Origin of the sequence: Syntrophus aciditrophicus SB (assembly GCF_000013405.1) — a bacterium.
In the GTDB taxonomy this organism is placed as follows: domain Bacteria; phylum Desulfobacterota; class Syntrophia; order Syntrophales; family Syntrophaceae; genus Syntrophus; species Syntrophus aciditrophicus.
Genome location: NC_007759.1, coordinates 1764048 through 1778123, shown reverse-complemented (window position 1 = coordinate 1778123; position 14076 = coordinate 1764048). Strand labels below are relative to the sequence as shown.

Genomic DNA, 14076 nt, shown 5'->3' with positions numbered 1-14076 from the left:
CTTTTTTATTGGATTTTTCTTATTTTTTATATCCGGGTAGAACCAGTCTCTCCAGTCCAATCATCCTGTCGCAATAAGTCTCAAGTTGCATTACGGCTAATCTGGAAGGCGAGAACCGCCCATTTTCCCACCTATTGATGGTGGCGTAACTGACCCCTAACTCCCGAGCCAGATCCTCTTGGCTCAGGCCTAGTTGAACGCGGACTTCTTTTACAAGAACCACGTAATTATAATTATTAACCCACAAGCGAGTTTCCTCTCACAAATTTGGTTCGTCTCTTAGCTAAGTGGTCTTATATAGCATATGATATAACATATGCAAGAAAAAAGTTAAAAGGAACCCCAATTTTTTTGTCGCTAAGACGAAGGCGATTTTTCTGACAGAGATCAGCATTTTCCGGCTATATCTTTTTTGGGGCAATGCAAAAAGGGGCGGCATGGCCGCCCCCGGGTTGATACTGACTCACTCCTTTTGCTGCAAGTTTCTCACCATGAGGAAAATCTCCCGGTCCGTCATGGAATTCTGAAAGGTGCCCATGATGTCGAAGGAGTTCTTCAGAAAAAGGTCAGCGCTTCTCTTGTTGTCCGATCGAACGGTGCAACAGACCAGGGGAGTGAAGACCTTTTTCAGGGCTTCCTCCAGAAGGAACCTGCCAACCCCGCTTGCCCTATATTCTTCCTTGACGAACAGGTGCTTTATTTCCGTCATGTACCATCCTCGCTCCACCAAGGAGACGCAGCCCGCTATCCTGCCGTCCTTAAGCGTGACGTAATAGCGGCCCTCGAATACGGCGAGGGAGTGATATCCCTCGATGATCTCCCTGATCCGGAAGATGGTCGCCCTCTTGATTACTTTCTTGAATAGAAGCTTCATAATTCAATCTCTCCTTTCGGCCGGTAATCGATCCGGCCCTGGAAAACGTCAGAATTCTCGTTCCCGAAAAGACCCCGCTGATTACTGCTTGAATGCCGACTCCCGCGATGCCGGCGTGCTCCGCCCGGGATCTCCTGGTCGAAAATACTTTCGACGCCTTCGCCCCAGGCGAGCCTGCTCGTGTGCTTGAGCTCGCGGACCGGCTCCACTTCGAACTCCCCGTCATCGGCGACTCGGTACAACCGGTAAGGCACCGCTTCGAACTTGGAGACCTTTCTGAGATCGCCCAGGGCGCCCCGGAGGATGTTCCAGGCGTCCTTGAATATCTCCGGCGTTGAGCAGAACCAGCGACCCAGATTAAGCCGCCTTGCGTCAATGACCGTGAGCGGCCTGTCCGGGGATCTCCAGAGGTAGACCGCCTTCTCGAAGCCGTTCAGGTACGCGAAGGCGAAGTCCGCCCTCGGGGAGATGAAATTCGTGACCTCCTCGATGGCGTCGATCACTTCGTATCCCTGGAGCTGAAGTTTCCCGATCGCCCCGAGAGCGACGGCCGAATCCACGTCGTGGTTCCGGACGCCGTAATCCCTGGCGATCACTTCCTTGTCGCCGACGATGCCGTTGTGAACGCCGAAATTCCACTTCCCGGCGCCGACCTTGACGGCGAAGGGATGGGCGTTGCGATCGTTCACGGCCCCGGCTGTCGCGAAGCGGTTGTGCCCGAGGGCGTTACCGTACTTCCTGTTGAAGAGGAAGGCGCAATGCCCCCTGGCGACGAAAGCCTTGCCCCGCAGGGCCTTCTTGGACATGAAAAAATCACTGGTCGACGTCTGGACGACGAGCCCCGTGGAATGTTGCCCTCTCACCTCGTCGGCGATGCAGAGCGCCTGCAGGAGGACGGAGGTCTTCCATGAGGAATGTCCCGTGAACCCGAATATTCCGCACATAGCCTACCTCCCTGCCGCGCCGGTTTCCCGCCTGAGTGCCGTCAGGAACCTAGCAATGTTGACGGTATGGAGGCAGTGCTTGTTCGATCGGAACGTCCGGCAGGTGCAGGTAAGCGTGTCGTCTGGGTTGAGAATGACGACGTGGATCAATTCGCTTCTCCGACTCCGCACCTCCCAGGAACTGCTCACCAACCCGTGGATGAGCTCGCTGTCGGAGAGAGATGCCGACGGGATGCGGCCCGCGAGATTCATAACGGAGTTTGCCGGCAGCGCCGGGTCTTCCGATGCCGCGGGCGTTCTCCTTTCCTGGTGATAGCGCCTTAGGGCGCCGTCATACCTGACTTCCTCCTCGATGCCGTCCAGGTCGATCTCATGGTTCGTCCAGGCGTGCGACGGGTTGGTCTCGGCGTCCCTTGTCCAGTATTGGAACCTGGATACCAGGTATTCCCGGGCCTCCCTGAGGAGGGAAGTCGCCGAGCGGTTGAGCCCGATCGCGTCCAGGACGCCGTCGATCGACAGGTCGGTCAAAGCCCCGTGCGTGAGCCCCCTCTTGACGGAATCCGTCAGCTTGAGGAGAAAAACGATCCAGGGGATGATCTTCTTCGCTTCATAGGTGCCGTTATGGATCCTGAACTCGACGGTGTGGTAGAGACCGTACGACGAGAGATTCAGGCTGTGGTAACGGTCAAGGTGGGTCGCCCCGTAGGAAGCGAGCTGTTTCAGATACTCGCGGTCCACGGGACGGCAATAGGAGTTGTTTCTCCTGGAGGGGGAAACGAGGCCCCAGACCACCTTGCTCTCGATTTTGGCCCAGATTTTGGCCAGTTCCAGCATGTCCCGCCGGTCCCAGTTGTAGGCGTCGATGTGGACGTGAGTCCCGCAGGATGCGTTTACGCCGGCCCCCGCCTCTTTCCAGGCGTCGAGGGCCTTCCTGAGCAGCTGGAATCCGTAGGCGCCGAAGAGTTTCGGCGTGACGAGCTCCAGTGGCGAGTACCCGGCGAGCCCGTTGACCGAGCTGTCGGGAACGATCTTCCACTCGTTCATGAGCGCGTGTGTGTAGCCGAGGCTCACGGTCGAGATCCCCGCGTCCGTGAGGCTACGACCGAGCCCCTCGATGCCGTGGGAGCTCCGGACAAAGCCCTCGAACTCCACTCCGAAGGAATAGATAGGAAGGAGACTCACGGTGCCGTGCTCCTTCAGGAGCTCTTCGTATTCCCGGTATTCCACGCCCTGCTTGTTGAGCATGTCGCGGAAGATGAAGTACGCCTGGGCGTCCGTGAGGTGCTCGGAGCACTCGACCCCGAGCCGCTTCATGGCGATCAGCTGCCAGTCGGTCGGCTTGGGGGGATCTTTTAAAACTTCCATGGGATTTTGATTCAGGTATTCTTGGATATGCTTGCAGGCCGCGAATCCGTGCCCGTTTCGGACCTCCTTCTGGCGAAGGAAGGAAAGGCAGTTGCATGAATAGCTGCCGTCGGAGTTGCGGTAGATGTTGTACTTGCCGTTGTAATTGGCGGACGTGACGCTCTGGGCGATCTCCCGGCCAGGCCGGTTGTCTTGATGCCGCAGGCGCTTCCGGTCCAGGTTGATGGCCCCGCAGGAGGGGCACTCGATCGTCTCCCTTCCGAGGATCAGTCCACATCCGTGGCAGGACCTCTCCGGGAGACATTGACTTGACGTTTCATCCCCGGCGGGAAGTCCCGCCCGGGAGTTATATTCCGCTGCTTCCGCGCTTCTTGAGTCTGGCATATTTTCCTCCTTCGGGCATGCAGCCGTCCGGAGGAAGAGGGGTTTCCCTCGACCGCTGGAGACTGCATGCCCTGATTGTTTCGTCAGGGTTCATCCCAGCGATGCCGGGGGACTTGCTTTTTATTTCCGCTTACATTACGGGAACCATTTCGCCGGCGGGAGCGAGCGCCTCTGCGACCGGGTAAATCGCGTTGGCGAAGTTCTTCTTCTCGCCCGTGGCATAGTAGAGGTTGATCTCCATGCCCTTCACCAGTTCGCCGGCCTCGTTCTTGGTCCTGTCGGTGATCTCGTACCACCGATCCTTGACCCGGATTGCCGTGCCGTCCCTTTTGACGGCGCTGATGAAAACCTTGCGGAACTTCCCCCTGGTGAAACCACCGGGAGAAAATTCTCCTGCGGTGTCTTCCTCTCGGCCGAACATGTCCTCGGCGTCGAAACCCAGTCCCTTTTCCGTCTCGTTCGTGTTTTTTTCGTCTTTCATCGTTCTTCTCCTTTCATGATTTTTGTTGGTTGATCGACTTACTTTTTGTAGCAGTTGACGCCGACGTAGATTCCCGGTTTCCCCTCCACGGGCTTGTTCCCCTCGGTGGAGGCGATGATCCGGGTCTTGCCGGTCCTGCTCGCCCCGAAATCCTCCGCCAGGTTGATCCTGATCGTCAGAATTTCACCTTCCACTTTCATCTCGATGTTCTTCATTGCCTTTCTCCTTTCTTAAATTTTTTGCTGTTCCTTGATGTTTCTCATCCACCGATCGGCGAACGCCGCCAAGTCGGCCTGCAGTTTCGGGTAATACCGCTCGATCTTCCCGCCGGGTCCATAGACGACCGCCTCCTGTTCGAGGGCGACGCCGCCGTCCTGGCGGAAGTAGACAGGGTAGTAGTCATCCCCGATCTTCATGAACTCCATGTCCGGATCCCGCATGAGATCGCCGTTCTGTTCGAAGTAGTGGGCAACGCTGTAAAGCGCTTCCTGCTCCGTCAGTCGGAGCTTCTCAACGTGGACCGCCATGTAGGCGCCTTTCGCGTTATCGAAAACGCGATGTCCTTCGACGTGGAGTCCTTTTGTCAGGAGGTCCATGACCTCCCGCGCCTTTCCGCTCAACGCTTTCATCTCCTGTCCTCCTTTCCTTTTTACGTTCAGGTCTTTGAAAACAAAAAAGGCCAGGCGTTTTCCCAACGGCAGACCTTCTAGCTTCTTGATGTATTCAGTTTTCGTTAAAGTCGAAGATTCCGGGAAACTTTCCCGTTACTCCACACGAGGTTTCACAAAAAGGATCGGCTCCTGAAACCAGGCAGACCACCCCCTGTGACAATTATCATTTGATCGCTTACTCGACTCCCTGCCGTGCCCGGCAGTTTGAAACATCCGGCTGGTTACGGATGAGTTCGGCCCCGGAAGGGGGTTCTCCTTTAGGGAGATTAATAAAAATATTTCGTATCCCGGAACGACCGGGAAATTTACTTCTTTTTGCCCTTCTCCTCGGCGTCGGCGCCGTCCTCCCGATTCTCCATTCCCTTGGGAGGGCGGTAGGGCACCCCGGCCTTCTCGCAAATCCGGGCGGCGATCCGGTTCAACCCCTCGACCGCTTTCTGGTAGTCTTCCAAGAGGGGAAGTACCTCCGGGGTCGTGAAGCGGATCAGGAGTCCGTTTCTCAGGATGCGGATAGCCTTGTCGGCGCTCCTCACGATGTCGAGGACCCGGTGGGTATCGGAAGTCCTGGTGATGATGACCCTTGTATCCCGCTCCCTGGCCAGGGAGACTTTCCTTTCGATTCGGTCGGTCAACCGGTTTTGCTCTTCCATGCGTCATTCCTCCTTGAGAGATGTTTTTCGTTCCCTGTATAAAGCGATCCCGATGCTGAACACCGGGACCATGATGAAGATCACGGTCGTGAGCACGATGAACCAGGCCGATATGAGGAGAACCGGCTTGAACTCGACGATCCAGCCGTAAACATTCTCCAGCGTCCCCGGCGCGACCCAGGAGCGGAATATCGAGAGAAACGCCGCGATCCTCCCATCAGTCAGGACGACCAGGTACAGGAAGTGGAACAGGATGAAAGCCAGGACCATCTTCAGGATCGCCCCGACGATCGTCCCGCTCACGAAGCTCCGGATCATGACCCGGGTGAATCTCCCGGCGTAGTATCTTCCCATGCCCCCGATGAAAACGGCGTAGCCGATGCTGAAGCTGAGCGCGATCAGGAAGACGAAACCTTTGTCGAATGTCGTCGGCTCCGCCTCCCCGAACACCGGGATCAGTTTTTCCAGTACCCCGATCGCCATAGGGGCGAGGAGGGCGCTAACGAGTCCGCTTACCAGGGAGCCCTTGAAACCCGCCTCGAAGTACTCGATCCGGTTCTTGGTTGTGAAAAACCGCTCCGGGATCTCGCTTCCCTTCCTGTCCATGGCGGAGAATTTTTCGATTTCGGACAGGGCGTCGATAATCCCCTTAGGCTTCGACTCCCCGCCGCCACTCGTGATGACAACCGTTCCGCTTCCGCCCGGCATAAACGCTTCCTTTTTACCTGAACCCCAGGAATCTCACGACTGTGGCCCCGTAAGTGATTACGACCGATATCACGAAGTAGGCAATGCCGAGTTGGAACCGCTGCTTCCGCACACCGAACCAGAAGGCAAGGAAGAGGAAAGAGGCAGCGAAGAACCTCGCCCAGAATCCCTGGAGGATAGTGGCGAAGAGCGTCCGCCAGAAGGACTGGTATCCCTCGTGGGAAAAGTACCTGAGCGGGTTCAGGAATTCCAGAAAGTCCATGACCGGGCATCCCTTTTTTACATAGTTCTCCTGATATATAATGTTTTCGATGCAGGGATTTTGGGCGGGAAGTTTCTGGAAGGCAGCAGATTGACGCAGTAACGCGGTGTGATTTCGGCAACTTGGATGATTTGAGATCCTAAAATTATTTGGTATCTCGATCCTATAGGTAAACTGGTAAGTGTCCGCAACAGCTTCCTGAAAGTTAGTGTTCGAACATTTTTTCAGGGAGGCAATATTTCAAACAGTACTTCTGATGAGATGCTGCCTTTTTCCCATATCTTACCCGTGAGGATTTTGTCATTTTTTTCTTTCAAATTCGATAATACACTGATAATAATGAAAAGAAGAACCTAGAAAGATGTCACAGGCGTGAAAAGATAATAAGGAACAGAATAGTTGACGTTGGTTGCCGATCGTTCCACCGGAATGATGGGATATTACTAGCCTGCGTCAATAATTGGTTTCTTACTTTATCTTGACCGTGGCACTGGATTTTATATCATCAAGGTATAGCCTACAAAAGGCCACGGAGCGCTCCGTGGCCTTTTTGTTTTCAATGGAAAGAAAAAAACACGAGCGGGTACCGTGGCAGAAATGGATGGAATCAAATGCCTCAACCATTTTTGAGATTTCAGCAGGTTGTCTTCGGATATGATACCGCGATAGATCCGCTATTCAAAGACATATCCGTTCATATTTCTACAGGATGGACTGGCATCGTTGGTGCGAACGGTGCTGGCAAAACCACCTTCTTGAAATTAGCAACCGGTTTGCTTTCGCCGGATGCCGGTGTTGTGGTCGGCCCCGAACGGATCGTTTATTGTCCTCAGCGCACCGACAATCCGCCGGAACATTTTGTTGAGTTGTTTCAGGATTTTTCGAAAAAGGCTTCTTTGATCAAAGAGCAATTCGGCGCTAAGGGGGACTGGCTCAACCGGTGGTCGACGCTCTCGCACGGCGAACGTAAGCGGGCGCAGGTCGCCGTGGCTTTTTGGCTTGATGCTGACATGCTGGCGTTAGACGAGCCGACTAACCACGTAGATGCCGAGGCACGGGACATTCTGATTCAGTCACTGCGCACATTCAAGGGTGTGGGCTTACTTGTCAGCCATGATCGCGAATTGCTCGATTCCCTTTGCATACAATGCGCCTTTATCCAACCGCCTATTGTGGTGGTGCGTCCCGGCGGGTATTCAAAGGGAACTGGCCTGGCGGCAGAGGAAGATCTAACGCTCCGAAGAAAATATGAGACCAGAAAAAACGCGCTCAAAAAATTACGGTACGAGGCCAGGCGTCGTCGAGATCTTGCCAATCACAGCAAGTTATCGAAAAGAGGAATCGCCAAGCACGATCACGATGCGAAAGCAAAGATTAATGGGGCACGTGTAACAGGTAAAGACGCCATTGGTGGCAAGCTGCTGAGGCAATTGGACGGACGGCTCGCCCATCTGCAGGATGAATTAGAAAGCATTCGTGTCACAAAGCAATATTCAGTTGGCATTTGGCTGCCTAGTTCAGTATCCAGGCGGGATGTATTGCTCAACCTTCCGCCGCACACTGTGCCGCTTGGCGGTCAGAAGAAGCTGATGTGTCCCCAGTTGGTATTGCGGCCCACCGATCGCCTTGCTCTTACCGGTCCGAACGGTGGCGGAAAGAGCACCTTGCTGCGAAACCTTTTGCCGCTGCTTAATGCTCCACCTCAGCAGGTCACGTACGTGCCGCAGGAAATCGATGCACAGCAATGCCGTGACATCTTGATCCAGGCGCAGAACTTGCCTCATGAGCAATTGGGACATCTAATGACAATTGTCAGTCGTCTGGGATCGCGCCCGTATCGGCTTCTGGAAAGCATGGAGCCCAGCCCCGGCGAAGCACGCAAACTGCTCCTGGCGCTCGGCATGACACACAAACCACACATCATAATTATGGACGAACCAACGAATCATATGGATCTGCCGTCCATCGAATGCCTGGAGGCTGCATTGGCTGACTGTCCGTGTTGTTTATTGCTCGTCAGCCACGATCGCCGTTTTCTGGAAAAACTTACCGAAAAGGAATGGCGAATCAGTCATAAACCGGCATCAGAAGGTTTCTTTTATTTGCAGATTTTGTAGTGAAAATTGTTCTCTTATGGGATAGGCGAAATTATTGATTCCAATTGGTTGAGGGTTGTTTCATATAGCTTTGGGCCGAGCTTCCCTTGAGTGGTCCAAAAGGACTTCATTAGGAAATGATCATATCCCCACCGTGGTCATTGCTGTGCTAACATCCGGAGACTTCCTCGATTACATTCTTACTGCTATCCTTGCAGCTAATGGCCAATTTCCCCTGAAACAAAATTTAACAGTACAAGTGGTGATCCGCATTTGAAGTCCACACAGAAATTCCTTTAGTCGTAGGTGAAAGAGCTTTTCAAATATTGTATATTTACTATAGGTTCGGGGTATCGCACTGAAATCAACGCAAATATTTCACCACTTCGGCGTGACATCGACGATTTCTCTTACCTTGCCGTATTTTTGAGACTCCAGTTCCGAGGTGAGCATCCCGAAAGCTTCAAGGTTGAACGGCACGTATGACGCCTTGGAATGGACCGTCCCGTCCTGCATACTGACTACGAAGGGTGCGCTGAAGTATCCGTCGCGAATGAGCCCCCGCGCGATCGCGTTCTCCTCCGTCTTGAGCCGCTCCACGATGGAGTAGAGGATATTCGCTCTCAACTCATCGTCGGTGTCCGCGATCAAAACGGATGGATCGCCATTCATCCGTGCCACCTTCTTGGCGACCGACCACAGGAGGCCGACCTGGATGTAGACGTACCCGTTCACCATAGAGAAGGCCTCCCACCGACCCTCATCAACCTTGTTGATGCGTCCGGCGATTTCCTGAAGGATAGCTTTTCCGTTGTACCAGGGAATTTCGACCTCCTTGGGTTTCCCTTTTCTCTTTCTGCCTTCTGTCTTGTTCTCGTCATCCCAGAAAATTGTCTCTCTGCCGGCTGAAGCAGCCCGTTTGGGCGGCTCTTCTTCCCGAGAGGTTGATTCCCGGCCAGTTCTGGTATCTCCGAGGGAGAAGTTTCGTGCGAGTTCCTTTTTCCTTGCCTCCTGATCGGCCTCCTTGAGCTTGATCGAGAAGAAATCGATGGGCTTGCGGTGATGGTCCCGGATGGCCGTGATGATATCCCCCCTGTTGGGCATCTCGGAGAATCCAGGGATCTTGTCCAGGATGGTAACACTGATGACCGGATGGTCCCCCAGGGAGTAGAGATGTTGCCTGTAAGCGGGGATCTTTCCGAGGTCATGGCCGAGGGCGGCGATGATTGCCATGGGCGTCATCGGACCGGGATCGATCAGGCAAAGCATCTCCCTGGCCGTGTCAAAGGCGTGCTCGCGCAAGGTGACCCGGGCCAGGCGGTTGTAAGCGCCCATTTCCATGCTGGCCTCAATCTCCCCGTGGGTATTGACAACCGAGGGACAATCTCCTTCCCTGTCCAAGATCTCCAGGATACCCTCGGCAACCTGTCTCGCCCCGTGAGGGAACCCAGCCTTATTGCGTACATTTTCGATGTAAAATGTGTTCAAATCCGGATCGCGGAAAGAGACGGTGTCGGGCGTATGAGTTCCACTCTGTTTCTTTTCCGGTTCTTTTCTTGCTTCGCCTTCGTCTTTTTTGGGGGATGATTCCTCCTTCTGCCTTTGTGTCCAGATCACCGCAAGACCCTCCAGGGCGATCTCCCGTTTTTCCTTTAAGGAAGATATTCCGGGATTTCGTGATTTACACAAGGCGGAAATGTATATGCATATGGCATAAATCGCGAGGCAGCCGACCGCGAGGATGAAAAGGATCGTCGTGATCGCTTTCATGACTCAGCCGTGAGGTCTGGGAACTTGATTTCCAGATAAAGTGTGGAGACATCGAGACTCCGCCCGCGGAACAGGCCGGAATAAGTCATGAGATAGAACTCTCTCTCTGCGAGTTCAAGAATGTCGGAGGGCTTCAGGATCGTGTCCTCCTCTTCCCGGACCGACACCCCGCCGTCCACGTTGAGAATCGGGGAATAGCGCCGGAACTCCCCGAAGTGCTTGGCTACGTACGAGGCCGTATCCGTGTCAGGGACCCGCATGAAGAGCTTGGTGTTGGTGTTGTCGAGGATGGCGTTCCCGTAATCCTTTCCGATCATGGCGTAGAGCTGGGAGACGGATTGGGCGAAGCCGTGGACCCACACGTCGGCGCCGCCAGCCTTGGCGAAGAGATCCTCGATCCCGTAGTAGAGGACATTCTGACACTCGTCGATGTAAAGGCAAAGTGGTGGGGTTACCCGCCTTCCCGACGAGAAGACCCGTCCAACGAAGCTCTGGACCATCGAGATGACCACCTTTCCCAGGGTGAACGCCGCCTTGCGAGTGATCAGGGAGCCGAGGTGGACCACCATGATTACCGGCTTCCCCTTTTCCAGGCGGTCGATGAACCGGTTCTCGTCGGCCTTTCCCACGACCTTCCCGATGTTCCCGCTCGTGAGCTCCATCAGGGCGACCCGGAGAGACGAGGAAACCTTCCCGTAATAGTCCTGAGGCGAGTTCAGGATCTTCTGGATGTCCGAGGAGAGCTGCTTCGCCTCCTCGGTGTCTACGCAGTCGATCTGTCCCTTGAGCTTTTCGAGCTCCTCCCGCGACATCTTGTTCTTGACGTCGTTTAGGTTGAAGCTCTTGGCCTTCCCCTCCCAGGCGGCAAGCATGATGAGCGCCTGGACGATCACGAGACTGATCTCATAGGCGACGTTGAAGAAGAACCGCTCCTTCCCCACCTCTACCCCGGAGACGATGTGCCCCACCAACTCCTCCGGCATGTAGTAATAGGCCAGGGGATCTATCACGGCGCTCAGGTGCGGGTAGATGGGCGTGACGAGGATGAGCTCACGGTCCCGGCCCTCCTCAAAGGCGACCTGCACGATCTTGGAGAAGAGATCGATATCCCCCTTTGGGTCGATGACAACGACGCTGTAACCTTTGCGGATGTCCTGCTCGACCATGTTCTCCATAATCCGGGTCTTCCCCACCCGGGTGGTTCCGAAACACCAGAAATGCCCCTTCCGGGATGAATCGGAGACGGCGATATGCATGGACATGTCTGGATCCGACATCCCGTGTCCGACGCCGAGAATCGTTCGGGAAGTTTTTCGGTCGCCCTTCCCGCAGGAACTCTTGAGGAACCGAGCAATCATGATTTCCTCACCACCCGGATGTACTCTTTCAATTCGTCCGAAACGCTCTTTATGGCATCACGAGAAACCGGCGCAGTGGAGACGACTTCCGAGTAAGCCCCAGCGATCCTCTTCACACACCTGGCTTTCACGTCTCTGCATGAAGGGTTTTCCCAAACTCGCTTCATGATGAGGCCTTCGACCAGTCCCCTGCCGTTCCTGCCCAGAGTGATTTCGAGCCGGGGCATGCCGTTTTCCATTACGGGGGACACCTTCAGGACTTGAAACGACAGGACATCTCCGGGACGATATGTCCCCCGTTCCTTCGGCGTCTGGAACCGGTAAGGGCATGAGCCGACCAGGTTTCCGGGATTGCAGGAACCGTTCGCCTGCAGCCGTATGGACAGGGATCCGTGATTTACCGCCTTCACAATCATGCCCTCGACAACGCGGCCGACGAGGTCCCGGCTGAGATCGTAATCGCGAAGGACCCGTATTTTGGCCAGTGACAGGGAGAGGTCTCGCCGGATCCTTTTTATCGCGTGCCTGCCGATGCTGGAAAGAGGAATGCTCCTGACCTGGAGGTCGCCGGACGAGTCCCGGTACGAGTAAATTTCCAGGGCGCCTGCTTCGCTCGACAGGACTTCTATTTCGGCGCCGAAAACAGTGGAAAGCGAGTTGGAGAGCGATTTCAGGAGTTCCGCCTTCGCGGTTTCTTCAGGTAGGCCGTAAATATCCGCGAGTTCACGAACGTCAAACATGGGGTTCATTTCCGCAGGGCCGTGTATACCTTCCTGGCGTACCTGGCGCGTTTGTGTTTCTGGGAGGCGTTATAGGCTCCGACAGCTTCCCATGTGTAGCCGTGTTTCCGGATGCAATCGGAGAGGATCCAGGCGCCGACCTTCACGTTCGTGCACGGATCGCCCAGGGAGGACCAAAGCTCCTTTCCTACGACCCGCGCCCATGAGGAATTGATCTGCATGAGTCCGTAGTCATACGAGCCGTCGGCGTTGCGGTTGAGAGCGCCGGGCCGAAAACCGCTCTCCACCCTGGCGATGGCCCAGAGAAGTCGGGGGGAGACGTTATAGATGGAGCCTGCCTCCTCGAAGCAGAAGGCATGGAGTTGCCCCGCGGGAAAGAGGAAAAGTAATGAAAAGAGGACGACGACTTTTTTCATGGTGATTTTTCCTCCCTTGCCGAGGCGCTATGATTGGAATTCCCAGGGGCGGGCTCGCGGTTACCGTTTTTTTGTTTATTGGTTTGTTGAAAATGCCGTTTATTGATTTTTTTGTTTATTCGTTTTCTTCCCGGCCGGAGGGCTGTTGTTTTTCTTTGCCGGCGTCGCCGAAGATGAGGCCGATCTGCCATCCGTAGGTCTCGTTTTTGGCGAGTTTCCCCTCGGCGTCGAATTCGTTGCCGGCCCTGGACTTGAGACCGGTGAAGGCGACTGTCTCGTTGTTCAGCAACTGCCTGGCCTGGGCGGGGGTGATGTCGGCGTGCCCGAGCCGGTCGAGGCTGTTCTTCCACAGCACGAACTTGCATCCCTCCTTGTAACCCGAGCAATAGTAAGACTTTTTTCCCTCGTAGACCGGTTTCCCGCATTCCGGGCACTTGCCCAGCTCTTCGCGCTTGTCTTCCATGACTACCTCCTGATTTACTTGTGTTTTGACGAGTCGATGCGCGGCTTCGCCGCGATCGCTCCTTAATATATAATGTTTTCGATGCAGGGATTTTTGGTTGGAAATCAGTAAAAATCGAGATTATGCCTCGTTGAAATTCAACATTGACATGTAATCATTATTAGGTTACAAATAGCCATGTACGAAGTTCTGGTAAAAAAGAGGGTTCTTAAGGATATCGGAAAATTACCGGAGGCGATTCAAAAGGCACTCGTGAACCTGATTGATGACTTGCGGGAAAAAGGTCCCATCAGGAATGAATGGCCGAATTTTGGGAAAATAGGAACATTCGATGCCATCTGTCGAGAAAATGGGTGGCCTGTTGGCATTGCGAAAAGAAATCTATAATTATCGAGGTGTATTATGCAGGCAGTCGTGAAAACGCGCCATATTGATATTAAAATCCGGGGCAAGAATATCCCGACTAAGTTGATCTATGCCTTGAAAGACGAATATGGAGACAAGGTCAAGATCACCGACGATGATGATGTTCTGGTGAACATCCTGGAAACGCCCTGGTACAAGGACCTCAAGGAGAAAACGACTCCGGGAGACACCACGCGCATTTATAGGGAGGCGAAGGGGTGGACCCAGGAAAAGTTGGGCGAGTTGTTAGGCGACATTCCCCGGCAGCATATTTCCAACATGGAGCACGGGAAAAGGCCGATCAGCAGCAATACCGCGCGCAAGCTGGCAAAATTGTTCAACGTGCCGATGGATCGTTTCATTTCGGATAGGTCATTGAATTGAAGATTCAATAGCCGCCAACTCGAAACCCCTTAAAGTTTGAAGGGATACTGATGAACGACACCGATATTCTTTGTCATGGTGTCGTCTGCATTCTCGGAGTGCAAG

Annotated in this window: 17 protein-coding genes; 2 read left to right on the top strand and 15 right to left on the bottom strand. The window is 54.3% G+C overall.

Annotated features, from left to right (window positions below; translation table 11 throughout):
• Positions 1-19: 19 nt before the first annotated feature.
• From SYN_RS08155 to SYN_RS16070, 10 genes are all read right to left on the bottom strand, one after another.
• A complete protein-coding gene (locus SYN_RS08155; protein ID WP_258165175.1) occupies positions 20-223 on the bottom strand; it encodes a helix-turn-helix transcriptional regulator in 204 nt (67 codons plus the stop codon).
• Between the two features lie 240 nt (positions 224-463).
• Positions 464-874, bottom strand: coding sequence for a GNAT family N-acetyltransferase (locus SYN_RS08150; protein ID WP_011417611.1), 411 nt, complete (start codon positions 872-874; stop codon positions 464-466).
• A complete protein-coding gene (locus tag SYN_RS08145; RefSeq protein ID WP_011417610.1) occupies positions 871-1818 on the bottom strand; it encodes a class II glutamine amidotransferase in 948 nt (315 codons plus the stop codon). The genes SYN_RS08150 and SYN_RS08145 overlap by 4 nt, the downstream gene beginning before the upstream one ends.
• A 3-nt stretch (positions 1819-1821) precedes the next feature.
• Positions 1822-3567 carry an amidoligase family protein gene (locus SYN_RS08140; RefSeq protein ID WP_011417609.1) on the bottom strand — a complete coding sequence of 582 codons (1746 nt, stop codon included), beginning with the start codon at positions 3565-3567 and terminating at the stop codon, positions 1822-1824.
• Between the two features lie 130 nt (positions 3568-3697).
• A complete protein-coding gene (locus SYN_RS08135) occupies positions 3698-4048 on the bottom strand; it encodes a hypothetical protein (RefSeq protein ID WP_011417608.1) in 351 nt (116 codons plus the stop codon).
• Between the two features lie 38 nt (positions 4049-4086).
• On the bottom strand, positions 4087-4263 hold the full coding sequence (locus SYN_RS16350; RefSeq protein WP_011417607.1) for a hypothetical protein: 177 nt from the start codon (positions 4261-4263) through the stop codon (positions 4087-4089).
• Between the two features lie 15 nt (positions 4264-4278).
• Positions 4279-4677, bottom strand: coding sequence for a DUF6908 domain-containing protein (locus SYN_RS08130; protein WP_148202527.1), 399 nt, complete (start codon positions 4675-4677; stop codon positions 4279-4281).
• Between the two features lie 347 nt (positions 4678-5024).
• Positions 5025-5369 carry a hypothetical protein gene (locus SYN_RS08125; protein ID WP_011417605.1) on the bottom strand — a complete coding sequence of 115 codons (345 nt, stop codon included), beginning with the start codon at positions 5367-5369 and terminating at the stop codon, positions 5025-5027.
• A gap of 3 nt (positions 5370-5372) precedes the next feature.
• A complete protein-coding gene (locus tag SYN_RS08120) occupies positions 5373-6077 on the bottom strand; it encodes a hypothetical protein (RefSeq protein WP_011417604.1) in 705 nt (234 codons plus the stop codon).
• Positions 6078-6090: 13 nt separating this feature from the next.
• Positions 6091-6339 carry a hypothetical protein gene (locus tag SYN_RS16070; protein WP_148202526.1) on the bottom strand — a complete coding sequence of 83 codons (249 nt, stop codon included), beginning with the start codon at positions 6337-6339 and terminating at the stop codon, positions 6091-6093.
• A 611-nt stretch (positions 6340-6950) separates the two neighbouring features.
• Between SYN_RS16070 and SYN_RS08110 the strand changes: the two genes are divergently transcribed.
• Positions 6951-8456, top strand: a complete 1506-nt coding sequence (locus SYN_RS08110) for an ATP-binding cassette domain-containing protein (RefSeq protein ID WP_011417601.1) — start codon at positions 6951-6953, stop codon at positions 8454-8456.
• A 357-nt stretch (positions 8457-8813) separates the two neighbouring features.
• Here the strand turns inward: SYN_RS08110 and SYN_RS08105 are convergent, their stop codons facing one another.
• From SYN_RS08105 to SYN_RS08085, 5 genes are all read right to left on the bottom strand, one after another.
• Complete coding sequence (locus tag SYN_RS08105; protein ID WP_011417600.1) at positions 8814-10205, bottom strand: HD domain-containing protein; 1392 nt, start codon at positions 10203-10205, stop codon at positions 8814-8816.
• Positions 10202-11563, bottom strand: coding sequence for a type IV secretory system conjugative DNA transfer family protein (locus SYN_RS08100; RefSeq protein WP_011417599.1), 1362 nt, complete (start codon positions 11561-11563; stop codon positions 10202-10204). The genes SYN_RS08105 and SYN_RS08100 overlap by 4 nt, the downstream gene beginning before the upstream one ends.
• On the bottom strand, positions 11560-12303 hold the full coding sequence (locus tag SYN_RS08095) for a hypothetical protein (RefSeq protein ID WP_148202525.1): 744 nt from the start codon (positions 12301-12303) through the stop codon (positions 11560-11562). The genes SYN_RS08100 and SYN_RS08095 overlap by 4 nt, the downstream gene beginning before the upstream one ends.
• 5 nt (positions 12304-12308) lie before the next feature.
• On the bottom strand, positions 12309-12719 hold the full coding sequence (locus SYN_RS08090; RefSeq protein WP_011417597.1) for a lytic transglycosylase domain-containing protein: 411 nt from the start codon (positions 12717-12719) through the stop codon (positions 12309-12311).
• A 115-nt stretch (positions 12720-12834) separates the two neighbouring features.
• A complete protein-coding gene (locus SYN_RS08085; protein ID WP_011417596.1) occupies positions 12835-13182 on the bottom strand; it encodes a topoisomerase C-terminal repeat-containing protein in 348 nt (115 codons plus the stop codon).
• Positions 13183-13596: 414 nt separating this feature from the next.
• Between SYN_RS08085 and SYN_RS08075 the strand changes: the two genes are divergently transcribed.
• On the top strand, positions 13597-13971 hold the full coding sequence (locus tag SYN_RS08075; protein WP_158302953.1) for a helix-turn-helix domain-containing protein: 375 nt from the start codon (positions 13597-13599) through the stop codon (positions 13969-13971).
• Positions 13972-14076: the final 105 nt, after the last annotated feature.